Source organism: Acinetobacter sp. YH12043 (assembly GCF_013419915.1).
Classification (GTDB): domain Bacteria; phylum Pseudomonadota; class Gammaproteobacteria; order Pseudomonadales; family Moraxellaceae; genus Acinetobacter.
This window is the reverse complement of sequence record NZ_VOZD01000011.1, coordinates 76,060-101,172: the sequence shown is the minus strand read 5'-3', so window position 1 is coordinate 101,172 and position 25,113 is coordinate 76,060. Positions and strand designations below refer to the sequence as shown.

The window sequence follows — 25,113 nt, the reverse complement described above, 5'->3', positions numbered from 1 at the left end:
TTAATGGAAAAATCTAAAAGGTATGTTTTACCGAAAAAAAGAAGTAGAAACTACCCACGAGTTGTGAAAGGGAAACCACAGAAATACCCAAAAAAATGCCAGTCAATCTCTTAACTGACTGGCATTACGGCAGGATGCCGGGGTTTTTTATTAATTTTTATTTAGTCAATCAGGCTGCCAATGACCTGAAATTTTATATTTGACTATTCTCTGAATGGTACTACTGATCTCGAATGGGTCAGACAGCAGGATTTGACAAATGCAAGCCAATCCACAAGGATAAGTGAATAAAAATAATCATGAGTAGAACAATATGTCCCATCCGCTTTCCAGCCTTGAATATCAACCTGATATTCTGGGTGAAGGTTATGAACAGGCCACTTTAGAATTCCCGCCAGATACTCAAGGCACAGTAGTTGCCACACTGATCCGCAAAAAGGCAGACCAACCGACCTCTAAAGCTGTCCTCTATATTCACGGCTTTATTGATTATTTTTTCCAGACTGAAATGGCAGAGCGTTTTAATCAGCAAGGTTTTGATTTTTATGCACTGGATTTACGTAAATACGGCCGATCCTATCTGTCCCATCAGAAACTTTATAATGTCTATCATCTTTCAGAATATGATGCAGAAATCAGCCAGGCTCTTGAAATTATTGGACAGGAAGGCCATGACACGGTTTTACTCAGTGGCCATTCTACCGGCGGATTAATTACTACTTTGTATGCAGCACATCATCCAGATCATCCCTTAATTAAAGGCTTATGGCTCAATAGTCCTTTTTATGACTTTAATATGACGCCTTTTGAGAAAAAGTTTCTGGTGCCTAAATTGAGCCGTCTGGGAAAACGTTTTCCGGAAATGCTATTTCCTAGCCGCTTAAATCGTCATTATGTGCCTAGTCTGCATATTAGCTATCAGGGGGAATGGCATTTTGATCTGGAATGGAAAAAACCTAGCTATCACTGGGTGCGTCTGAGTTTTGTACATGCCATTCACGAAGCACAAAAAGAAATTCATCAGGGTGTACGTTTAAGTATTCCGACTTTGCTGATGCATGCCCACAAAACCACTTATCCCCTACGTTTTAATCGTAATACTCAAACCAGTGATGTGATTCTTCAGGTACGCGACATGATTGAACATGCGCAGAAAATCCAGGGCGATGTGAAACTCTGTTCGATTCAAAATGGGATACATGATCTGGTTCTTTCAGAAAAACCGGTCCGTGAGCAGGTCTATCAGCAGCTATTTCAATGGCTGGAAAATAAAGCCCTATAAGCCAGATGAATAAGATAGGTAGCAAGCTCTGCCTGTCTTATTTTTCAATAATTTTATTTATCTATTTCGCTTGGATATGAAATAAAAATATCAAGCTGATCAGTAATGCTTTTTACATATTAAAATCATGTCATTATAAAAATAAAATATTGAAATTTATAAAAATAATAAATTCCATTTTTATCCAAATGTTGCCTTTTGTAGCAAGCTTGTAAGTATTTATCCTGCGATTTTTTTCCCTCTCTATAGTAGAGCTGAGATGTTGAATCTGAGGGCTTTTGCAGAGCAGAAGTGGTTCGGCATTCATCAATAATAATCATATCAAGGAATAGAATTATGCGTTATGCAGATCCCAATACTGACGGTTCAAAAGTGCAATTTAAATCCCAATACGAAAACTTCATTGGCGGCAAATGGGTCCCACCCGTCAAAGGTGAATATTTTGATAATGTCTCCCCCGTAGATGGAAAAGCCTTTACCAAAGTTCCGCGCTCATCAGTGGAAGATATTGAACTGGCGCTGGATGCGGCTCATGCCGCCAAAAAGCAATGGAATAACAGCTCCCCTACTACCCGTTCCAATATTTTATTAAAAATTGCCGATCGTCTTGAGGAAAATCTTGAGTTACTAGCAGTTGCAGAGACTTGGGATAATGGCAAGCCGATCCGAGAAACCCTGGCAGCCGATATTCCTTTAGCCATTGACCATTTTCGTTATTTCGCTGGCTGTATTCGTGCCCAAGAAGGTGGCATTTCAGAAATTGATGAAGACACCATCGCCTACCATTTTCATGAGCCATTGGGCGTTGTGGGTCAGATTATCCCGTGGAACTTCCCGATTCTGATGGCGGCATGGAAACTGGCTCCTGCCCTAGCTGCGGGCAACTGTATCGTACTGAAACCCGCTGAACAGACACCGGTGAGTATTTTGGTGCTGGTCGAACTGATTCAGGATCTGTTGCCTGAAGGCGTATTAAACATCGTGAATGGCTACGGTGTTGAAGTCGGCCGTCCGCTGGCGACTAATCCGCGTATTGCCAAAATTGCATTTACGGGTTCAACGGCAGTGGGTCAGTTGATTATGCAGTATGCGACTGAAAATATTATTCCTGTGACGCTGGAACTTGGAGGTAAATCACCAAACTTGTTCTTTGCCGACATCATGGATCAGAAAGATGATTTTCTGGAAAAAGCTCTAGAAGGCTTTACCATGTTTGCCCTGAATCAGGGTGAAATCTGTACTTGTCCATCACGTGCGCTGATTCAGGAAAGTATTGCCGACCAATTCCTGGAACTTGCAGTAGAGCGAGTGAAAAAGATCAAGACTGGTCATCCCCTGGATACCGAGACCATGATCGGTGCTCAGGCTTCTCAGGAGCAGCAAGACAAGATTCTCGGCTGTATTGCAACTGGCCGTGAAGAAGGTGCAGAAATCTTGTTAGGCGGCAATGAACGTCAGGAAGTGGGACAAGGTTTTTATATCGAGCCAACGATTTTTAAAGGTTCCAATGACATGCGCACCTTTCAGGAAGAAATTTTTGGACCGGTATTGGCAGTGACGACTTTTAAAGACTTCGATGAAGCCATCAAAATTGCCAATGATACGATTTATGGACTCGGTGCCGGTGTCTGGTCACGTTCAGCACATACCTCTTACCGCGCTGGTCGCGCGATTCAGGCTGGTCGGGTCTGGACCAACTGCTATCACATCTACCCGGCTCATGCAGCCTTTGGGGGATATAAAAAATCCGGGATTGGCCGCGAAAACCATCGCATGATGCTGGATCATTATCAGCAAACTAAAAACCTGTTAGTGAGTTATTCAACCAAACCAGCAGGCTTCTTCTAAACTGATCTAAATTCGGGTGGACTTCGGTCCGCCTGATTCATTCATTATTTCAAACAGAATTTTAAACTGATTGGTAAAAATTTATAAAGAGAGTCATGAGGATATATTTGTATTTTTAAGGGCTGTATTAAACGAATAAATAAAACTGCATAAAAAATAAGAGATTATTTATAATTATGTTGATTTTAAATAAGTTTGTCATTTTTTATGCTTTCTGATCGTTTAAAAATCCAGCATAAAGCCTGTGCTTTCATTTAAAGTCGACTTTTCATGCTACGCAAGACTGTGTATAACAATGAACCCCTGAGGGAAAGCAATAAGCATAGGCAAAATTGCTTAAAAAGCGTTAGACTATGCAGTAATAATGTCATGATTCGGTCTGGTATAGATCAAAAAAGAAGGTGAAGGTTGATGCCGCTCAATACAGTTGAAGAGCTTGTAGCAGATATCCGTGCAGGAAAAATGGTTATCCTGATGGATGACGAAGACCGTGAGAATGAAGGCGATCTGGTGATTGCTGCGACCCACGTGCGTCCTGAAGACATCAACTTTATGATCACCCATGCGCGTGGTCTGGTTTGCCTGACTTTAAGCAAAGAACGTTGCCAGCAGTTAAATCTACCCTTGATGGTGGATGCCAACGGCGCTCAGCACGGAACCAACTTCACCCTTTCAATTGAAGCAGCCAACGGCATTACTACTGGTATTTCTGCAGCTGAACGTGCGCACACCATTCAAACTGCGGTGGCTGCACATGCCAAACCAAGTGACATCGTACAACCTGGTCATATCTTCCCATTGATGGCACAGCCAGGTGGCGTATTGCACCGTGCTGGTCATACCGAAGCCGGTTGTGACTTGTCTCGTCTTGCGGGTCTTGAGCCAGCTTCTGTGATCTGCGAGATCATTAAAGAAGACGGCACCATGGCACGTCGTCCAGATCTAGAAATCTTTGCGGAAAAGCATGGTCTGAAAATTGGTACCATTGCTGATCTGATCCATTACCGTATGACCAATGAACAAACGGTTGAGCGTATCGATCAGCAAAGTATTGATACTGAATACGGCAGCTTTGACCTGTACCGCTATCGTGAACTGGGTAATCCGGATATCCATCTGGCCTTGGTCAAAGGTGAGCCTAAAGAGGGCGTGACCACAGTGCGTGTACATGGTTTTAACCCGACCCGCGACTTGCTCAAACTGAACAAGCAGGATGGCGAACCAGCTTGGAACCTGGACCGTGCACTAAAAGAAATTTCCAAGAGTGAACGCAGTGTTCTGGTCTGGATTGGCCAGCGCCATTTACAGGACTTAGGCCCTGCCTTAGATGCACTTACCGCACCCAAACATGTAAAATCTAATGCTGCCCTGTCTCAGCAGTATCAGACCATTGGGGTCGGCGCACAAATTTTACGTGACCTCGGCGTGGAAAAAATGAAGCTACTTAGCTCTCCATTACGTTTCAATGCCCTGTCCGGCTTTAACTTAGAAGTGGTGGAATACATCACCGCACAACAAACATCAGAGAAATAATCGAGGTTCCTATGGCAGTTCGCCGTATTGAAGGTATGTTGCATCTCGCGAACGAAGACCGTTATGCGATTTTAGTTGGTCGTTTTAATAGCTTTGTTGTTGAACATCTGTTAGAAGGTGCCATTGATACATTGAAACGCCATGGCGTATCAGAGGATAATATCACTATTGTTCATGCACCTGGTGCTTGGGAACTTCCTGTGGTTGCGAAAAAACTGGCAGCTTCAGATCGTTTCGATGCCATCATCGCGTTGGGCGCTGTGATTCGTGGCAGCACGCCTCACTTCGATTTTGTAGCTGGTGAATGTGCCAAAGGTTTGGGCGTGGTTGGCCTGGACACTGGCTTACCAGTGATTAATGGTGTATTGACTACGGATAGTATCGAACAGGCGATTGAACGCTCGGGTACAAAAGCAGGTAATAAAGGTAGTGAAGCTGCCTTGACTGCTATTGAAATGGTTAACTTGTTAAAGGCTATTTAACGCTATGTCGCAAACACTTCAAGCAACTTATGCAGCAAAACGTAAAGCACGTCGCTTTGCTGTACAAGGAATTTATGAATGGCAGATGAGCCACAATCCGGTGCATGAGATTGAAGCACGTACTCGTGTGGACAATGCCATGCACAAAGTGGATCTCAGCTATTATCATGAATTGTTGACTCAAGTGGTTGCCAATCATGAAGCATTGGATGCTTTGCTTATCCCTGTGCTGGATCGTGAACTTTCTGCACTTGATGGTGTAGAACTCGCTACACTTCGTCTAGGTGCCTATGAACTCAAAGAACATCTTGAGATTCCATATCGTGTCGTTCTGGATGAAGCAATTGAGTTAGCTAAACACTTTGGCGGTGCAGACAGCCATAAATACATCAATGGTGTATTGGACCGTTTAGCAACAACTTTACGTGCAGCAGAAAAACAGCAAGCCAACTAATCTAGTCGAATTGTTATATGGCTGAGTTTTCGATTATCGATACCTATTTCAATCGTCAGAATAAAAATTCTGTCGATTTAGGCGTTGGCGATGACTCAGCCTTGCTCACCCCTCCTCCACAGCAACAACTGGTCATCTGTGCCGACACCCTCGTTGCTGGACGTCATTTTCCTTTAGACACCGATCCTCATGCGATTGGCTGGAAATCTGTCGCTGTTAATCTTTCTGATATTGCAGCCATGGGCGCGACCCCGCATAGTATTTTACTCGCCTTGAGCCTACCCCAAATTGATCATGACTGGTTAAAAGCCTTTAGTCAGGGTCTCTATGATTGTTGCGATCAATTTGGTGTGAGCTTAATTGGTGGTGATACCACACAAAGTCCTCATTTGACCTTATCTGTGACTGCCCTGGGCTGGGTAGAGATTGGTAAAGCTGTACCCCGTTCAGGTGCCAAGCCTGGTGATCTGATTTGTGTATCCGGTACAGTGGGTGATGCTGCTTTTGCTTTAAATCATCTCGGTCACCCATTACAGCAACGTTTGGATTATCCAACCCCACGCTGTCAGTTGGGTACTGCCTTAAAAGGCCTAGCCAACAGTATGATTGATGTCTCGGATGGCCTCGCACAGGATCTGGGACATATTCTCAAAGCTTCTCAGGTAGGAGCGACTTTAGGACTTGAAAAGTTACCGATCAGTCCTGCCCTGCAGGCATTAAATGATGAACAGCGTTGGCAATACGCACTCGCGGGTGGTGATGACTACGAGTTATGCTTTACAATAAGCCCGCAAAATTATGAAAAATTATTGCAAAAACATCTAGATGTTTCGATTAGTATAATTGGCTCCATTCAGCAGCAACACGGTTTAACTTTTGAAAAAGATGGCGTAGATCATTCACTTCAATTTAACGGATATCAACATTTTGCATAAACCTGCGATCAATTTTAAAAGCATGTCATGGATCAACCGGCTCATTGTCTTTAGTGGGGTAGGATTTGGTTCTGGTCTGGCGCCTAAAGCGCCCGGAACTTTTGGTTCAGCTTTTGCACTTTTATTTGTACCCATCTGGCTCTACTTAGGTTTTGTAAATAGTCTTTTTGCCATTGTCATCATGTCCCTGGTTGGCATATATATCTGTGGCCAAACTGCCAAAGTCATGGGTGTGCATGATGATGGACGTATTGTCTGGGATGAGTTTGCAGGACAATCTATTACCTTCTTACCACTGATCTATTTAGGTCAGATGAACTGGTTATGGCTACTCATTGGCTTTGCCCTGTTCCGATTATTTGATGTCTGGAAACCTTGGCCGATTCGAGTCATTGACCGTCAGGTTGGGGGTGGTTTTGGCATCATGCTGGATGACATTATCGCTGGCCTCTGGGCAGCACTTTGTATTTGGATTTATTTTTACTTCACGATGGCTTAAGCCATATCTAGGATTAGAACATGTCTACGACTGTGATTATTCTTGCTGCAGGTAAAGGAACCCGTATGCGTTCCAACTTACCGAAAGTATTACAACCGCTTGCAGGACGACCTTTACTCGGCCATGTGGTCGACACAGCAAAAAAACTCAATGCAGACAATATTATTACCATTTATGGTCATGGCGGTGAGCAGGTTCAGTCTGCATTTGCAGACCAGGATATCCGGTGGGTAGAGCAGGCTGAACAGCTTGGTACCGGTCATGCCGTACAAATGACACTACCTGTTTTGCCTAAAGATGGTATTTCACTAATCCTGTCGGGTGATGTCCCTTGTATTAGCCAGCAGACGCTTCAGAATCTGCTTGATGCTACTCAAGAGCAAGGCATTGGCCTGGTGACATTAACGCTTGCAGATGCCAGTGGTTATGGTCGTATTGTGCGTAAAGATGGTCAGATTCAAGCCATTGTTGAACATAAAGATGCTTCTGAAGAACAACGTCAAATTAAAGAAATTAATACCGGTATTTATGCGGTCAGCAATGCCAAATTACATGAATGGCTACCAAAATTGTCTAATGACAATGCACAAGGTGAATATTACCTGACCGATATCGTGGCAATGGCACTAGCAGATGGTATGAGTGTTGCATCTGTAGAACCTGCGTTGGCTTTTGAAGTGGAAGGCGTCAATGACCGTGTGCAACTGGCTGCTTTAGAGCGTCAGTTCCAGGCTTATCAGGCTAAACAGCTGATGCAGCAAGGCGTCCATCTCATTGACCCAAGCCGTTTTGACTTACGTGGTCAACTCACTGTTGGTAAAGATGTGCGGATCGATATCAATGTCATTATCGAAGGTGAGTGCGAACTCGGTGATAATGTTGAAATTGGTACAGGCTGCGTAATTAAAAATACCAAGATTGCTGCAGGTACTAAAGTTCAGCCATATAGCATCTTTGATCAGGCAATTGTGGGTGAAGAAGCACAGATTGGTCCATTTGCACGCTTGCGTCCAGGGGCAAAACTGGCAGCTGAAGTCCATATTGGTAACTTTGTTGAAGTGAAAAATTCTAGTATTGGTCTAGGTTCCAAAGCGAATCACTTCACTTACTTAGGTGATGCTGAAGTTGGTAGCGGTTCCAATATTGGTGCAGGAACAATTACCTGCAACTATGACGGTGCCAACAAATTTAAGACCATCATTGGGGATCATGCTTTTATTGGTTCTAACAGCTCTCTGGTTGCACCGGTCCAGATCGGTAATGGCGCGACAGTGGGAGCGGGTTCAACGATTACCCGTGATGTGGCAGAGAACAGTTTAGCGGTAGAACGTTCTAAGCAATTTGCCAAAGAAAACTATCAGCGTCCGCAAAAAATCAAGAAATAAGAGGAAGTTAGTATGTGTGGTATCGTCGGTGGCATCGCGGAACGTAATATCAGCAATATCTTAATTGAAGGCCTAAAACGTCTTGAATACCGTGGCTATGACTCTGCGGGTCTGGCCTTAATCAATAATAGCCAGGTGCTACGTGAACGCCGTGTGGGTAAAGTCGCGAACCTTGAACAAGCTGTGAATGAATCACAGATTAATGGTTCATTAGGCATCGCGCATACACGCTGGGCAACTCATGGTAAACCGACTGAAAACAATGCTCATCCCCATATTTCGGGTAATGTTGCTGTGGTTCATAACGGGATTATTGAAAACTACCAGGAGCTGAAAGATGATCTTGAAGCTTTAGGCTATGTGTTCACTTCACAAACTGATACTGAAGTGGTTGCCCATCTAGTCAACGATGCACTGAAATCTATCCCTAGCCTGCTTGAAGCTGTTCGTCAGGTCGTACCACAGCTGAAAGGTGCTTATGCGCTGGGGATCGTACATACAGATCATCCAGATGAACTGATTACCGTACGTGAAGGTTCACCACTGGTCATCGGTGTCGGTATTGGCGAGAACTTTATCAGTTCTGACCAGTTGGCTTTATTACCAATCACGAATCGCTTTATCTATCTGGAAGAAGGTGATATTGCACGTCTGACCCGGACTACCATTGAAGTATTTGTGGATGGTCAACTGGTAGATCGTCCAGTCAAAGAATTAGATGCGACAGTAAGCAATGCTTCTAAGGGTGAATATAAGCACTACATGCTCAAAGAAATCTATGAGCAGCCTGAAGCCCTAAAACAGACCATTTCACAAGCCTTGAATGACAATACCTTGCGTGAAGATTTTCTGGTAAATGCTGAACAGGATTTTTCAACAATCCAGCAAATCCAGATTATTGCCTGTGGTACCAGTTACCATGCCGGCATGATTGCCAAATACTGGTTTGAACAGCTGATTGATCTGCCTTGTCAGGTCGAGATTGCCAGTGAATTCCGCTACCGTACGCCAGTGATTGTCAATAATACACTCTATGTGTGTATTTCTCAGTCAGGTGAAACAGCCGATACCTTAGCTGCTCTGCGTGATACCCAGAAACGTGCTACATCAAAAGGTGTAAATATTACGACGATGACGATTTGTAATGTTGCAACTTCTTCAATGGTACGTGAAACAGATTACAGCCTGCTGACTTTAGCGGGTCCTGAAATTGGTGTGGCTTCGACCAAAGCCTTTACCACCCAGCTCGCAGCTTTGATGTTACTGGTACTGAAAATCGGTACAGTGAAAAATGCCATTTCAGCTGAACAGATGACTGAGATCACGACTGGACTATGGCATATGCCTAAGGTACTGCTAGATACTTTAAGTCATGATGATGAAATTCTGCGTCTCTCTGAACTCTTTGTAGAGAAACAGCATTGTCTGTTCCTAGGCCGTGGTACACACTTCCCGATCGCACTGGAAGGTGCACTAAAGTTGAAAGAAATTTCTTATATTCATGCAGAAGGTTATGCGGCGGGTGAGCTGAAGCACGGTCCATTGGCTTTAGTAGATAATGACATGCCAGTAGTAATTCTGGCACCGCAAGATGACATGCTGGATAAACTGAAATCCAATATGGAAGAAGTTCAGGCACGTGGTGGTGAATTATTTGTCTTCGCTGATGAAAATAGCGGCATTAAAGCCAAAGAGCGCCAGCATGTCGTGCATATTCCTGAAGTAAACGCTGTTTTAGCGCCAATTGTTTATTGTATTCCAGTACAGCTACTGTCTTACCATGTGGCAGTCCTGCGTGGTACTGATGTTGACCAGCCACGTAATCTGGCAAAATCAGTAACAGTTGAATAATTCATAAAATTAGCCTGTTATTGTGTTCGTATAATTAAGTTTGTATCAAATAATTAAGTTTAGATTTAATTATTTAAGTTTGGATATTAATGAAGTAAACGAACAAAACTCTACCCTGTAGACCCAGTGATTCTTCACCAAGTCTACAGGGTTTTTAATATAATTAAATTCAAATTAGAATCACACCAGAAATATAAAATTATTACTAATACATTCAACGATATAGATATATAAAAATCTCACCCTAGATTCAAAAAGCATCCCTTTTTGACCTCATCTTGAAAACATTTCATTTTTATTTAAAGTATGCTTCACCTTTCTGAGCAGGAATTCGTATTTTAAAAGTGGAAAAATCCAATACTTAATACAAACTTAATTTCACCTAAAATTCAGGATACCAAATCTTAATACAAACTTAATTTTAAAATTGAAAAACAATGAATAATATATATCAAAAACTTATGATAAAAAATAAAACAAACTTAATTAAATTACCATAATTAGACGCAGTATTTGGTCATAAAGCAAAATAAGGGATAAGGAACTATGTGCAAACTCTGAATAAGTCTATTAGCTATTCCTGTTACTAGGGTGTGTCCTCATTTGGCTTTGCACCAAATAAATATGCAGGCTATACGCATAGATTTATAATTGCGTGTTAGTTTATCAAATCGAGTTGCAATAGCACGGAAATGTTTTGATCTCGCAAAAGCGTTTTCAACTACATATCTTAATTTATATAGATATTTATCAAATTCTTTATTCGATCTCTTACTGTTTGATCTCAATGGAATAATAGGAATCATATTCTTGTTCTTAGCACATATTCGAATGTGCTCAGCATCATATCCATTGTCAGCAATGAGATATGTTGCCTCGCCTACAATATCAATCAGTTGTTTTGCAACTTGACTGTCGTGGACGTCACCCCCAGTGATTTTAAAATCAATCGGTAATCCATTCGCGTCGGTTGCAAGATGTATTTTTGTTGTTTGTCCACCGCGTGATTGTCCAATTGCTCTTTCGAAACCATACCGAGCTCCACTTGCATGTTGATGCACGCGTATGTAGCTTCCGTCAATGAATACCCATTCTTGATCCAAGACGCCTCGTAATCTAAAAAAAATTTATCCCATAATCCTTTACTTGCCCAGCGATTAAAGCGATTGTAAGCAGTTTGCCAAGTGCAAAATTCTTGAGGAATATCGCGCCATGTGGCGCCTGTGCGCAGTTTCCATAAGATGGCCTCCATGATATTTCTACTGTTTTTTGAACAGTAACAACCATGTAATCGCATAGTATCTTGAATTTGCTGCCAGATATCATCGGTAAGAAGAGTACGTGCCATTGAAAATATAGAAATAAAAATAACTCAAAGGAGGATTTTAAGTATTTAAAACCAATTCTTCAAATGAGGACACGCCCTAGCAGCCTACCTTATTTAAAATGAGGTATTTCATTCACTGGATATATTAATGTTAATGGATTTGATGTTAATGAGATAAAGCCAAACCGCTGATAAAACTCCATAGCTTTTTGATCCTTAGCATGTATTACAACAAAATTAACACCAATAATTTGAGCAACTTTTGAAACTTGTTTAAGAGCATGTGCTAAAAGTACTTTTCCAACTCCTTGCCCCTGTGCTGCTTGATCAACGGCAAAGCGCCCCACAACCACACAAGGTAAGGGATAACGAGGTAATCGTTTAGTGAGAACAGCATCAACCCCATCAAATCCTATAGAGGTACTTGATAGACAATAAAACCCCCTCACCTGTGCATCATCATCAATAGCAACATAGGTTTTACTTGTTCCTGATTTCTGATGTTGGGATGCATATTGTTTTATGAACTTATTTAAATCATCTTGCCCACAATTAAATGATTTTTTCTGATGATGAGCTTGTAAAACCTCAATTTTCATCCAATAAACTCATTAAATTTTTCATCTCATCATTTGCAGGGCGCGGATTTTCAAGCAAATTCATTAACATATCACGATCAGCATTATTTACTTTTAACTCGTGATTAGATTTAAGTAATTCTTTTGCTCGTTCAAATGAGGATTGGATCATAAAGGAACTCACACTAAGACCCAATAAATTCGCAGCTTGCTCAATTACATTCTTTGCATCTACGGTTGAACGAACATTGATTCGTTCTGTTGCTAAGTTAGCCATATTTTCCACCAATTTATACATCATAATGATGTACAAATTATAGCAGATTAAGGTAGTACTTTAAGATCCAAATTTACATATTTTGTTCTAAAATATTTGGAATAGAAAATAAGCATTTTACTATGAACCAGAATGAATGGTCGGGTTTGAGTCTGAATATGCAGTTGGTTTACATAAGAATATGCAACGATGTTTACTAAGATGTAATTTGAATACTTTTGCCTATCATCAACGTTTTTTAAACTCATCAATTGAGCATTAAAATACTAGATTAATTATTAAGTCACTGAATTAAATAAATAATTAAATAAAAATTATAAAATTTTGTTTGTATATAAATATATTTAAGTTTGTATGTTTTTGCCAAATACAAAATTACCCCCTTCAGATATGATTAATTATCCACCAAAATCCACAGGTCTTCTGTATGGCAAAAATTATAAAAAACTATCTCTGTACACGACAAATTTCACAGAACCCTTATCCTATCAGGATTCTGCTTTCTTAAAATTGCCAAAATTTCCTTAAACTCTTCTTTTTTCCCAAAACCAATTAAACGCTGAATCGCCATTTGAACATAGTCTAAACCATAGCGAAATAAACTCATTGAGAGTCGTCCATGCTTCTTTATTTTTATCGCTTTTTTTTGATTATGTTGCCATTCACCCGTTAAGTAACACCAACAGAAGCTTATAGCTAACACCGCAATCAATTTTTTCACTCGTCTAGGGTCTGTCAAGCGCGTATTTTCAAGATTAAACCCGCGTCCTTTGAGACAACTGAATAAGGTTTCAATTTCCCAGCGTAATGCATAATCCTGAATAGCATTGGCATTAAACTGAGGAGAAACGACGAGTAAAAGCTCTCCATTTTCTAACTGTAGTGCACTTATATATAGTTTCACCCGACCAACCAAAATCCGTCGTTTACGACATTCAATTTGACCAACTTTAAGATGGCGAAATAAATCACTAATTTTATGATTCTTTCCTAAATGATTGGTGACAATGAAGTTTTTTTAACACGAATGCAGAAGTTGATGTCTTGTTCAATTAACCATGTAAACCACTGCTCACCGATAAACTCTCTGTCTGCGAACACATTCACAATACGGTCTTTACCAAAAATGGCTATAAAGCGTTGAATCAAAGCAATACGCTCTTTCGTATCTGAATTTCCACGTTTATTAAGCAATGTCCAAAGGATAGGTATCGCTATTCCACGATAAACGATTGCGAGCATCAGGATATTAATATTTCGTTTTCCCCATTTCCAATTGGTTCTATCTAAAGTCAGTTGCACTTGGTCGAATGAAAACATATTGAAAATCAACTGAGAAATTTGACGATAATCAAAATACTGACCTGCAAAGAAGCGCTGCATACGTCGATAAAATGATTGTGGTAAACACTTGATGGGCAAGGCTTTAGATGCAGAAGAAAGATTACATGTTTGCTTTAAAATAATCACAAGCATGATGAGCGCAAAGCACTTTAAATGTGACTTGTTCCATTTTAGAGATTTGTTTAAGATAAGATATAACTCATTGAGATGTGTCATAGTATTCGTCGTTAGAAAACAATTATTGTGACATTATTTCAATGAGTTATCTATTTTTGTCGTGTACAGAGAAAAACTATGAAGAACTAGTAACAGAAGGGTATGGCCAGGGCCATGGACGCGACTATAAACCTTGTAAAACTGTTCAAAACTTCAGTTCAATTGGTCGGTCTCACAGAGTACAAGGCCGTGTCAGTAAACGTCTTCATCACTTATTTTCTGATCTAGAGCTGTCCACTTTTTTACTGCTTGATTGGAATCAGAATGTTACAGATATTCGCGAACATTATCCTTTGGATATCTATGATCTTAACTCCATCTGTTCTCGTTTCCGAATGAAAAAAGTATCGATTGACTATATACCTTTTACTCTATCTTCAGATTTTTTAGTTGATTTTGGTAAGTTTTCTATAGCCCTTGACACTCTTTACAGCAAGGATCTCAATAAAGCTCATGTTATTGAGTCATTAGAAATTAAACGTCGTTACTGGGAAGAAGAGCACAATACGCCGTTCAAGTTGATTACTGAAAAAGACATTCCTACTACAGTACTAGAGAACATTAAATGGCTATATGTAGAAAAAAATGACCTTGAAATAACAAATCAGATGATTGATTTAGCAGTTTATTTTATGAAAGAAATTAGCCAGTACCCTCAAAGCTCATTAATCCAATTTTGTAAGCATTCTGACCAAACTCAAAAAATGGGTATCGGAGCGACGCTCGCATTGTTTAGAAAATTATTTGCACTGCGAATACTTCAATTTAATCTAGAAATTTCGTACTTGGAGCTTAAACTCTCTGATATTCATGCAAGTAATTTGCTCCAGAATGAGAATACAGTCCATGCAACTAATTAATTCAGTTTACCTATTGAATTCAAAACAATACCGAATACTCAAATTCTTACCGCAGTATACGGTATGGATCGATATTGGTAATAAAAATGCTTTCCCTGAACTTATTTTGTCCAAGGAGCTTAAAACCCTCTCAGAGGATCAAAGCCTCATACCAGCACAAGATCCTTATGAATACTTAAAACGATTAAACTTGAGTGAAAATTCTATTCAACTCAAAAAAAGAGATGAAAACTTTTCCATTATTCAAGATCTAATTAATGATGAGCACGTGCTTATCAATGCAAAAATTAGGACAGCAAGAATAAAAACTATACATTTGGAAAAAGAGGTATCAATTAATAAACTTTTACGACTCCTGAGACGTTACTGGCAGCGTGGTCAAACTATAAATGCTTTGGTACCAGACTATGAAAATTCAGGTGGAAAAGGCCAAAAAAGAGCTGTAGGCAATAAAAAGATTGGCAGGCCACGAGTCTATGAATTGAGTGAAGGTAAGAATGTCACTGAACAGGTTGAATTGTATTTTAAGAAAGCCATTGAAGAGTATTTAATTCCCGTCAAAAAGCAATCGATTAACGAAACTTATCTTCGGTTTAAAAATTTATTTTCCAAGCACTTTCATCAAGTGCAAGCTGCAGATATTCCAACATATGCTCAATTCTATTACTTTTATAATACGCGATACAGAAATAAGAACTATTCAAAGGAAATTCTAAAGAATCAGAAAACCCTGAAAGATCACAAACCTCTGACTTCAACAGCGACCAAGCAAGCAAATGGTCCTGGTGCACGTTATGAGATAGATTCAACAGTCGCTGATATCTACCTTGTATCATCACGAGATCCATCACAGATTATTGGCCGACCTACCGTCTATATTGTTATCGATGTATTCAGCCGGATGATTACTGGGCTTTATGTCGGCATGGAAAACAGTTCATTTAATACAGCCATACAATGCCTCAGCGTGGCAATCCAAGATAAAGTGACATTCTGTCAGAGTTATGGCTTGCAAATACAACCGGAAGATTGGCCTGCTTATGGTTTACCTGGTGCCATACTTGCAGACCGCGGTGAACTCATTGGTTATCAAATTGAACTTCTTGAAAAAAACTTTTCTGTTCGTATTGAAAATGCGCCACCCTATCGAAGCGATGCCAAAGCTATTGTGGAGAGAGCTTTCGGAATCATTCAGTCACGCTTTAAATCCTACGAGAATATTGGTGTTGTTTCTGGATTCAAGGAAAAAAAGAAAGGCGGACATGATTATCGACTAGAAGCTTGTCTAACTTTGGAAGAGTTCAGAAAAATCATATTAAGCTGCGTCTTGTTACGCAATAATTTTGATATTTTGACGAAATATGATCGTAGTGCCGATATGCCGACTGACCTACCTTCTATCCCCCTTAAGCTCTGGCAGTGGGGTCTACAGCACCGTACTGGGATGTTAAGACAAGTGGATAACAAATCACTATATGTTGGCTTGTTACCTAGGACCGACGCCTCCTTAAGTGACAAGGGACTTAAAGTCAAAGGCTTACTCTATCAATGTCTGGAAATGCATCAACAGGGCTGGTTTATTCGTAACACGACCAAATCCCGCCCGAAAAAGTTGCGGATTGGTTTTGACCCATACTCAGTAAATACCATTTATGTTTTCTTTGATGAAAATAAATTGGAATACTGGGAAGCCCACTTAAGTGATGCCTCACGTCAATATCAGCATCTGACCTGGTGGGAAGCTGAACAAATTCAAAAAGCGATCAAAACTGTTGAAAAACAGCATTCGCAACTAAAGTCTGTAGCCATCAGTGAATTGCAGGATTTTACTGACAAAATCATTCATGCAGCACAGAGTCGGCAGGCTCAAGTAGGAGTTCACCAACTTTCTAAAGCACAACGTACTCGGGATATCCGTCAAAATAAACAAGAAGCTATCCAAGTGGAACGTGCGGAACATCTCCAGAACAGACCCAGCAATTCTATCCGGACTATCCATCCCAACCAAGACAATTCTCAAATATCCCAATCTGACAGCAGCAATCTGGATTTAACCAGTCAACCAGACTTAATGAGACAATTATTTGAAGAGGACGATGAAGAATGAATAATAATGAAATAGTTGTTAATACATCGATAAAAGACATCTATGGGGATAATCCTCTCATTACTAAATTACCGCCTATCCTTGATACAAAGTCAGTCATTAAACACCTACGAGGGAAACTGAAATTTATTCCAGAACAGCGTTTTTTACCCCAACCAGAAAGAATCCATCTGATTGCTCAGCTGCCTCATGATTTTTTTCAACCACTGACTAAACATCTATCCCTTGAACAAAAAATTTCTATCATGATCCGGCAGGGTTACGTGAGCAGAAACATCAATAATGGTGATAGACACAGACATTTGCACGCGGCTTTTCAACAACTAGAACCTTCAAATGAAAGCTCTTACCGCTATGCCCCTCCAGAATCGACTGCAACCAGCATGTCCATTATAGGATGTTCAGGAAGCGGAAAAACAACGACGATGAACAAGATTTTGCGTTATTACCCGCAAGTGATTGAGCATAAAGAGCTGGGATTAAAACAAATTGTCTATCTTAAAATTGATTGCCCGCATGACAGCTCTTTAAAAAACTTATGCTCAAACTTTTTTAGAGCAGTAGATTTAGCATTAGGAGATACTAACTTCGAGCATCGTTTCACCAGAAGCCGCTTAAATGTGAATGCCATGCTGCAGCAGATGAAAATCATCGCAAATAATTATTCGATTGGACTTTTAATCATTGATGAAATCCAGCATTTGAATACAAAAAAATCTGGCGGGGCTGAGATCATTCTTAATTTCTTTGTCACGCTTGTGAATGTGGCATCGATCCCAATCGTGATGATTGGGACACCTAAAGCCAATGAAATCCTGCAAGAAGACTTGAGATCAGCTAGACGCAGTGCGGGATTAGGCTCTTTAATCTGGGAACCTATGCGCAATGAAGCGCCTACTCCCGATCCTGGCGACCCTGATCAAATGATCATTTCTGAATGGTATGCATTTACCAATAAACTGTGGCAATATCAATGGGTTCAACAACCAACTGAACTGACCGATGAATTAAGGAATACTTGGTATTATTATACGCAGGGTATTCCAGATCTAGTGGTTAAGTTGTTCTGTCTGGTACAAATTCATGCAATCACCATCGGCCTGGAAAAAATCACCTCAGAATTATTTAAAAAAGTCTACGAAGAACAATTGCAGCCAGTCCATGATATTCTAGATGCACTGCGTTCAGGCAATCCTGCGCGTATTGCACGATATTCTGACTTAACCATCCCTCAAGTTCAAATTGAGCAATATGTTGAACAACACCGTTTCAAAACTGCATTAAAAACGGAAAAACAGCATAAAGATCTGGGACCACATTATTCTACCTTAGTTGGCATGCTGACAGCCTTAGGGCATCCCGCAGCTACAATAGAGTTGTATGTCACTTCCACCTTAAAACAATACCCGAATGAAAACTTACAAATACTCCTCCAACATATTTTGGAGACATTAGATAGCTCTTCAACTGAAGGTAAGCTTGGACAGCATCAGACAATGACTCCGGTAAGGAAGCCAAGAACATCACGTAAAGTCATGAAAGTGGAGGAATGGAAGAGTACTGAAGCGAATGACTTACGATTTTTTTTCAGTCAGGCACAAGAACAAGACGTAGATGTTTATGAGTTATTAAAATCATCTCACTATTTGTTTGATCCTACCCGCCCCATTTTGCATTAAGCAGAAAGAATGGAGAGTAAGGTATCATGATTTCGAATTTTCCAGCACCTTATCCGGATGAGTTGATTTACAGTGTGATTGCACGCTATGCCGTTCACAATGGGATTCTGAGTCCAAAATATCTCACGGAAGAATTATTCAACAACAGGAACTTGACACCAACTTACGATTTACCCTCTCATCTAGATAGGTTAGCCAGTTATTTACCAGATCACTATAATGCACCTATTTTAATCAACCAACATACTCTTTTACCAATTTATCAACCATTTCAACCTGATATAGTGATGACTTATGCCATGCAGGCATTGCGAGGTGAGCAGTATCAATCCCTGCATACCAAATTGGGAAAAAATGCATCGCGGATCAAATCTGTGAGTTTTTTCCGATTCTGTCCTCATTGCTGGCAAGAACAGATGCAGCAATATGGTGAAGTTTATTGGAAACGCAGCTGGCAGATTACTGGATACGAATATTGTACAAGACATCAGCAATCTCTTTCTGTGAGTTCTATCTTTTGTAATGGGATAGACCGAAAATTCTATTTTGCCCATTTGAATGCACTGAAAGAGTCTTCACAGCTTGTACTCAATCCTCAAGACGTAAATCATCATATCGAACTTGCAGGACTGATCGAAGAGCTACTCGCTCATTCAACATCGACTACTATAAAAAATTTTTCTATTTTATCAGATACTTATTTCCTTCTCTTAAAAGATAGAGATTTACTATTAAATCGCAAAAATATCAATTACGAAAAAGTCCGTCAGCTTGTTGTAGATTACTGGGGCGAAAGTTTTCTTCAATATTATCAATTAGGTGATTTGAGCTCTGAGAACTGCTGGCTCAAGAATATCTGTAGAAAACATCGTAAAGCATTTTCTTATCTTGAGCATCTCATCGTATTAAGAGCTCTTATTCCAGAGCAAAATCCGATTGAAACATATAAGCAATATATTGACCTAGCGTCAATGAATCTAGAGGAAGAGGCTGCACCAGTATGTGTCAACAATAAAGTAGATCGAACGTTATCTGAGGATCAAAAACAATGGACAATATTAATTCAAAAAAATTCTGTTAAACAGGCACGTCAATATGATGCAGCATTGTATGCTCGCCTATACCGAAATCATAAAAATTGGCTATTAAAAATCAATCAAACCGCTGTCATTTCTCCACCTTCCCCTCTCAAACAACGTATTGACTGGAGAGCTCGAGATCGCCAATTTACAAAACAATTAATCAAGATTCGTGATGAATTATTAGATGATCTAAATTCCCCGCAATGGACTAAAAAATTTTTAATTAAGCAACTCGGGCATGTCAGTCTAATTGAAAAAAACTGGCACTTTCTGCCGTTGACCAAAGCATTTTTGGAGCTTTACGCTGAGTCAGTGGATTGTTATCAAATACGTCGTCTAACTCGAACATATATTCGTCAACAAACTGAGAATAAATACTATCCACAGAGTGTTTTTTTACGTGAATCAGGATTAAGTGAGCAGCGATTAACGCCAGAAGCTCGTAGGTTTTTTAATCATATTGAGAGAGAAATAAAACAATGAGCGATTGCCTAATCGACGATTTACCGAAGAATTTGATTTATTACGTTGCAACAGAAATTAGTCGACGTGGCCAAACTCGATTCGATATTAATACTCACTTGTCTAATCCGAATATTAAACGTCATATTCAGCTTGAATTGCCAATTGAGAGTATTCTTATGTTTGACTACCAGGCTCCAATTGTGAATCCAGAGCCAAATATCAAATCTAAATCCAAGCCAAAGAAATTATTTTCTCATCAACTTGAAAGTATAAATTTCACAGCATTCAAAACTATCACTCTATCTGAGGATGAGCTTCCAAAAATGCATCGAGGTCGGATCTGTTTTGAGTTTGATTACTACTCAAAAGTATTAAATAAAAATATTATTATTCAAATACCGAAACTTATTCTTGCTCGGGATCTATTCTTTTCACATCCTTATCTTTTACGTGCAGCACTTTTTGCGGAAAACTATTCAACAGATATTTTAGTTGATATGGATGATGACAAAGCTATTCATATCGCTATCGCAAAAAACAAAAAAATTATGAAAGCAGATATCTCTGATCCTCATTTTTTAAAAAAACTCGCTTTAATTTTATTACAACCCGACTTAAATAAGGCTTTCCTTAGTATTTATCAGAAAACAATTCTGGATCAAAAAGGCGCTAAAAGTTTTAATTTTGACATGGAAGCTCCTGATATCAAAAATATAGATTTAACAGTGGGTGGAATTTTTGATAAAGAAAAAGGCATTTACAGAATTGAACGTATCTTTTCTTTCAGAAATCTTGATACAACTATCAACCGCCCTATTCACTTTCATTTCACATCAAAAAAAATAATACAGCAGGTCAAAAATGCTGAAGATCAAAATTCAAAAAAAACAAAACCAACGAATCCGCCCATAAAGAAACTTGATCAAAATGCGGATGCAGATATCGATCAACCGTTGGTTAAGCTAAGAAACCTACCTGGAGAAATTTATACAATAGAAGACTTAAAAATTTCATTAGAGGCCCCCCCTACTGAAAGTACAGTCCGAAAAAGACAAAAGCAAATGGATAAAAATCCAAATCAAGAAGAAGGATTCGCTGGTGGCGAAGGAGATATAGAAGGTACGCTGCCAGGATGCACAACAGAATCAGAAATTCCATTAGAAAGTGTCACTCATCAAGATTTAATTAAACTTCTGGATCAAATTAAGAAAAAAGGATACGAAGTTCAAGAAATTAGGAATGCTCCTTTTAACCAATATAAGCCTTACAGAGGGCACAAGTTTTCCAATAGCACGCAATCACGATATTTTTATGTCTATTATGTATATAAAAAGACGACTAAACATACAAAAGATAATGAAAAATTTTATCTATGTGAAATTGATAACTCAGATGGTAAAAAGAACATATCTACATTATTACTCCGATATGAAAAAAACACTAAATTATTAATCGGGACAGATTTGAACAAATTAAACAACTCCATACTTTCTCAATCACTCAGTTGGCCTAAAAAATTTCTCTCTGAAATAAGAGGTATTACTGCCTTTACGACAATTAATCATCCTTCAAAAAAGCAACAGGTTGAAGAGGTAAATTATTACGCCGATTGGGCTGAACGAATTTTACAAAAGGTACAATTGCTGTAAATTGGGGTGGTGAAAATGAATGCTAGTCAATTTACACCGCTATATAACTCTGATGAATATAAGAAAATCTTTGATGAAAGAGTGCTCAACGTTAAATTGAAAAAGCTTCTTTAACTTCAGCTCCCTAAACTCATTAGTTTTAACATTCGTACAGGAGATCATAAAGTTAAATAGCAACTTCACTGACAGGAGCTATTTTCGATCTATAATGATATTTTTCTCCACTGTTCAGGAATGATTTCGAGAATTTAAATGACAAAACTCACCTGTTTTAAAGCCTACGATATTCGTGGCAAGCTTGGTACAGAACTCAATGAAGACATTGCATACAAAGTGGGGCGTGCTTATGGACAAATCTATCAGCCTAAAACTATTGTCGTCGGCTGTGATATTCGCCTGAGCAGCGAAGACCTAAAACAAGCGACCATTCGTGGTTTAAATGATGCAGGTGTCGACGTCCTTGATCTGGGCATGACCGGCACTGAAGAAGTTTACTTTGGTGCATTTCATCTGGATGTTCAGGGCGGCATTGAAATTACTGCCAGTCATAACCCGATGGATTATAATGGAATGAAACTGGTCCGTGAAAATGCCCGTCCGATTAGCGCAGATACCGGCCTTAAAGACATTCAGGCACTGGCTGAAAATAATGAATTCGCTGAAGTTACAAGCAAGGGTACGACAAAAAAATATAATATCCTGCCTGAATTTGTCGATCACCTGATGAGTTATATTGATCCAGCAAAAATCCGACCAATGAAGCTGGTGGTGAATTCAGGTAATGGTGCAGCGGGTCACGTGATTGATGCAATTGAGATTAAATTTAAAGAACTCAATATTCCAGTCGAATTTATTAAGATTCATCATGAGGCGGATGGTAATTTTCCAAATGGTATTCCTAACCCGATTCTGATTGAAAATCGTGCCAGTACACGTGATGCTGTGATTAAACATTCAGCTGACATGGGCGTTGCTTGGGATGGGGACTTTGATCGTTGCTTCCTGTTTGATGAAAAAGGCCAGTTTATTGAAGGCTATTATATTGTCGGTCTACTGGCACAGGCTTTCTTGCTAAAACAAGCTGGCGAAAAAATCGTGCATGATCCACGTCTGGTCTGGAATACTTTTGATGTTGTCGAACAATATCAAGGAACAGCTATTCAATCTAAATCAGGACATGCTTTTATCAAGGATGTCATGCGTGAACATAATGCAGCCTATGGCGGTGAAATGAGCGCTCATCACTATTTCCGTGACTTTGCTTATTGTGATAGTGGCATGATTCCATGGTTGCTTACCATCGCGGTTTTATCTGAAACTGGAAAATCACTATCTTCCCTGGTCGAAGAGATGATTGCCAAATTTCCTTGTTCGGGTGAAATTAACTTTAAAGTCGCTGATACCCAAGCTACCATTCAAAAGATCTTTGATCATTACGCCAATCAAAATCCAGTAATTGATTATACAGATGGTGTGAGTTTAGATTTTGGGGCTTGGCGCTTCAATGTCCGTGCATCCAATACCGAGCCATTATTGCGTCTTAATATTGAAAGCCGTGCAGATCAAAATGCTATGCCGATGCAAAACTATGTAGATGAACTTAGCCGAATTATTCTGGGATAATAAAAAATGCCGAATAATATCTTATTCGGCATTTTATCAATTTGCTTTAGATCAGAACAAAGATCGATCCAAAGGCAACTCCAAGCCGACTGAAACACCACTATCTTTGCCATTACGATCTGAATCTGCAATCCAACCACTCAATTTTAATGGTATATCGCGGCGTAGTTGATGCGTCCATGTTAAATCAATTCCTTTCAGCTCATCATTTACCAGAAAAGCATGGTTAATACTTTGATTTGACTGATTAACCTTAGCAACAAAAGCACGTCCATTTAGACGATTTATTGCATCAAAACGAATATCCCCACCGATGCTATACATTTGACCGTCCCCCCCCATGGCATGCCCTAAAGGGAAGCCGTGTTGATAATAACCATCTTGATAAATATAGTGGTTATATGAAATACCCTGTGTATCACCATTGGTTCGAGTATCTGCCCATTCGGCATAAACTTGGTATGGCATATTATTGAATTGAGAAGAATAATCCATACCCGCCAAATACATTTTTTTTGCAGGCAATAGTCCTGCCTCGTCCTCTCCGACATATTGACCATATAGGCTGAGCGGCACACTAAACCATTGCTGTAAATTTAAACGCGCATCTAATCCAGCGATTTGATTCGACTTATCTAAATCACCATCATAAAAGTTATCATTGCCTTTAATGGCATTCCATAGTGTGTCCCAACTCTCTGAACGCCCTTCTCCGCCCCATTGAAGAATCCGAGAAGCGCCTAATTCTAAATAAGGCAAAGGCTGAGCAGTAAGTCGGAGACCTAATAGTTTTGCGTCAGGAATTGCAGCATAATCATCTAACTGCCCACCAAAAGCTTGATATTGCCAAGGCCCAATCCAAGATAACCATTTATTTTCAAAGGCTTTTTGATCTGCTCTTTGCATGGTAAAACCATATACAGGGCGACTCGCATCACCTCGGATTAAGCTACCCTCATGTCCAGGTCCCCAATAAGTTGGAATTTGACCAGCAATCAACCACTGATTCCACAGTTTTCCTGCAATATAGGAACCTTCGACATTCACATCTTGCCCATGATTAATAATTGGGTCTTTTTCTGCATTCACACGCAGTCGTGCATCCCATTGTGCACCACCAGCATTTAACTCAAGCGCTGCTTGATATTGCGATTTTTGCTCATCCGCAAATTTTTGTGGGATATTTTGTGGATCAGTTTCGGCAAATAATGCGAGTTTAACAGGTGCATTTTCTGTTTCTAGATGACTACGAACCTGATCGATTACTTTTCGTTGAACTGAATTTTCAATTTGAGCATTCGATAAAGCCCGTTGTATTTCTTCGCTACTCAATGGCCAAGTTGATGTACTAATTTGAATCACGCCCTGTTGATTCAGCCAATTTAGATCTGTACGTAAATCTTCACTATTTAAGACAATCCCTTGCGCCATGGCAGGTAATGAAAAAGCTGACAAAACAGCCAAAGACATTAATTCTAAATATTTATCTTTCATCGACATTTTAAAATCCTAGCTATTTTGTCGAATATCATAACGATATTTTTCATTTTTAAAGCATATGTATATCAATATTTGCAGAATTGATACACGAGAGGAATCTATAAGTGAAAAAGAGAATCAGTATCCGTCATCTCATC

At 39.6% G+C, this 25,113-nt stretch carries 20 protein-coding genes; 15 read left to right on the top strand and 5 right to left on the bottom strand.

What is annotated here, in order from left to right; all coding sequences use genetic code 11:
• Positions 1–313: 313 nt before the first annotated feature.
• The 9 genes from FTU01_RS07400 to glmS all read left to right on the top strand — a co-directional run bounded on the left by FTU01_RS07400 (position 314) and on the right by glmS (position 10,269).
• Positions 314–1,282, top strand: coding sequence for an alpha/beta hydrolase (locus FTU01_RS07400; RefSeq protein ID WP_180138660.1), 969 nt, complete (start codon positions 314–316; stop codon positions 1,280–1,282).
• 336 nt (positions 1,283–1,618) lie between these two features.
• On the top strand, positions 1,619–3,130 hold the full coding sequence (locus tag FTU01_RS07395; RefSeq protein WP_180138658.1) for an aldehyde dehydrogenase family protein: 1,512 nt from the start codon (positions 1,619–1,621) through the stop codon (positions 3,128–3,130).
• 411 nt (positions 3,131–3,541) lie between these two features.
• A complete protein-coding gene (gene ribBA, locus FTU01_RS07390; protein WP_180138656.1) occupies positions 3,542–4,663 on the top strand; it encodes a bifunctional 3,4-dihydroxy-2-butanone-4-phosphate synthase/GTP cyclohydrolase II in 1,122 nt (373 codons plus the stop codon).
• Positions 4,664–4,674: 11 nt separating this feature from the next.
• The gene (gene ribE / locus FTU01_RS07385) at positions 4,675–5,145 is read left to right on the top strand and encodes a 6,7-dimethyl-8-ribityllumazine synthase (protein WP_180138654.1); all 471 of its coding nucleotides are present in this window, start codon (positions 4,675–4,677) and stop codon (positions 5,143–5,145) included.
• A gap of 4 nt (positions 5,146–5,149) precedes the next feature.
• A complete protein-coding gene (nusB, locus tag FTU01_RS07380; protein ID WP_005233270.1) occupies positions 5,150–5,599 on the top strand; it encodes a transcription antitermination factor NusB in 450 nt (149 codons plus the stop codon).
• A gap of 17 nt (positions 5,600–5,616) precedes the next feature.
• Positions 5,617–6,534 carry a thiamine-phosphate kinase gene (gene thiL, locus FTU01_RS07375; protein WP_180017864.1) on the top strand — a complete coding sequence of 306 codons (918 nt, stop codon included), beginning with the start codon at positions 5,617–5,619 and terminating at the stop codon, positions 6,532–6,534.
• Positions 6,535–6,556: 22 nt separating this feature from the next.
• Entirely contained in the window at positions 6,557–7,033 is a 477-nt protein-coding gene (locus FTU01_RS07370; RefSeq protein ID WP_051069698.1) for a phosphatidylglycerophosphatase A, read from the top strand.
• A 20-nt stretch (positions 7,034–7,053) separates the two neighbouring features.
• The gene (gene glmU / locus FTU01_RS07365) at positions 7,054–8,418 is read left to right on the top strand and encodes a bifunctional UDP-N-acetylglucosamine diphosphorylase/glucosamine-1-phosphate N-acetyltransferase GlmU (RefSeq protein ID WP_180138652.1); all 1,365 of its coding nucleotides are present in this window, start codon (positions 7,054–7,056) and stop codon (positions 8,416–8,418) included.
• A gap of 12 nt (positions 8,419–8,430) precedes the next feature.
• On the top strand, positions 8,431–10,269 hold the full coding sequence (glmS, locus tag FTU01_RS07360) for a glutamine--fructose-6-phosphate transaminase (isomerizing) (RefSeq protein WP_180138650.1): 1,839 nt from the start codon (positions 8,431–8,433) through the stop codon (positions 10,267–10,269).
• A 599-nt stretch (positions 10,270–10,868) separates the two neighbouring features.
• Here the strand turns inward: glmS and FTU01_RS07355 are convergent.
• The 4 genes from FTU01_RS07355 to FTU01_RS07340 all read right to left on the bottom strand — a co-directional run bounded on the left by FTU01_RS07355 (position 10,869) and on the right by FTU01_RS07340 (position 14,011).
• A protein-coding gene (locus FTU01_RS07355; RefSeq protein WP_373686376.1) for an IS5 family transposase occupies positions 10,869–11,617 on the bottom strand; the annotation gives its coding sequence in 2 pieces (ribosomal slippage) (positions 10,869–11,383 and positions 11,383–11,617; 750 coding nt in all).
• Positions 11,618–11,706: 89 nt separating this feature from the next.
• On the bottom strand, positions 11,707–12,195 hold the full coding sequence (locus FTU01_RS07350) for a GNAT family N-acetyltransferase (RefSeq protein ID WP_104426883.1): 489 nt from the start codon (positions 12,193–12,195) through the stop codon (positions 11,707–11,709).
• Positions 12,185–12,451, bottom strand: coding sequence for a DUF1778 domain-containing protein (locus FTU01_RS07345; protein WP_039890759.1), 267 nt, complete (start codon positions 12,449–12,451; stop codon positions 12,185–12,187). Before FTU01_RS07345 ends, FTU01_RS07350 begins: the two co-directional genes overlap by 11 nt.
• Before the next feature lie 469 nt (positions 12,452–12,920).
• A protein-coding gene (locus FTU01_RS07340; RefSeq protein WP_085940648.1) for an IS4-like element ISAba1 family transposase occupies positions 12,921–14,011 on the bottom strand; the annotation gives its coding sequence in 2 pieces (ribosomal slippage) (positions 12,921–13,471 and positions 13,471–14,011; 1,092 coding nt in all).
• Between the two features lie 41 nt (positions 14,012–14,052).
• On the opposite strand from FTU01_RS07340, the gene FTU01_RS07335 reads away from it, so the two are divergent.
• From FTU01_RS07335 to FTU01_RS07310, 6 genes are all read left to right on the top strand, one after another.
• Entirely contained in the window at positions 14,053–14,871 is an 819-nt protein-coding gene (locus FTU01_RS07335) for a TnsA endonuclease C-terminal domain-containing protein (RefSeq protein WP_257233516.1), read from the top strand.
• Positions 14,858–16,978, top strand: a complete 2,121-nt coding sequence (locus FTU01_RS07330; protein ID WP_180138646.1) for a Mu transposase C-terminal domain-containing protein — start codon at positions 14,858–14,860, stop codon at positions 16,976–16,978. Before FTU01_RS07335 ends, FTU01_RS07330 begins: the two co-directional genes overlap by 14 nt.
• Positions 16,975–18,657, top strand: coding sequence for an AAA family ATPase (locus tag FTU01_RS07325; RefSeq protein ID WP_180138645.1), 1,683 nt, complete (start codon positions 16,975–16,977; stop codon positions 18,655–18,657). The genes FTU01_RS07330 and FTU01_RS07325 overlap by 4 nt, the downstream gene beginning before the upstream one ends.
• Positions 18,658–18,683: 26 nt before the next feature.
• A complete protein-coding gene (locus FTU01_RS07320; RefSeq protein ID WP_180138644.1) occupies positions 18,684–20,222 on the top strand; it encodes a TnsD family Tn7-like transposition protein in 1,539 nt (512 codons plus the stop codon).
• Positions 20,219–21,853 carry a Tn7-like element transposition protein TnsE gene (locus tag FTU01_RS07315; protein ID WP_180138643.1) on the top strand — a complete coding sequence of 545 codons (1,635 nt, stop codon included), beginning with the start codon at positions 20,219–20,221 and terminating at the stop codon, positions 21,851–21,853. Before FTU01_RS07320 ends, FTU01_RS07315 begins: the two co-directional genes overlap by 4 nt.
• Positions 21,854–22,105: 252 nt before the next feature.
• Positions 22,106–23,476, top strand: a complete 1,371-nt coding sequence (locus tag FTU01_RS07310; protein ID WP_180138642.1) for a phosphomannomutase CpsG — start codon at positions 22,106–22,108, stop codon at positions 23,474–23,476.
• Between the two features lie 51 nt (positions 23,477–23,527).
• Here FTU01_RS07310 and FTU01_RS07305 read toward each other — a convergent pair whose 3' ends face one another.
• Positions 23,528–24,970, bottom strand: a complete 1,443-nt coding sequence (locus tag FTU01_RS07305) for a capsule assembly Wzi family protein (protein ID WP_373686377.1) — start codon at positions 24,968–24,970, stop codon at positions 23,528–23,530.
• Positions 24,971–25,113 lie beyond the last annotated feature (143 nt).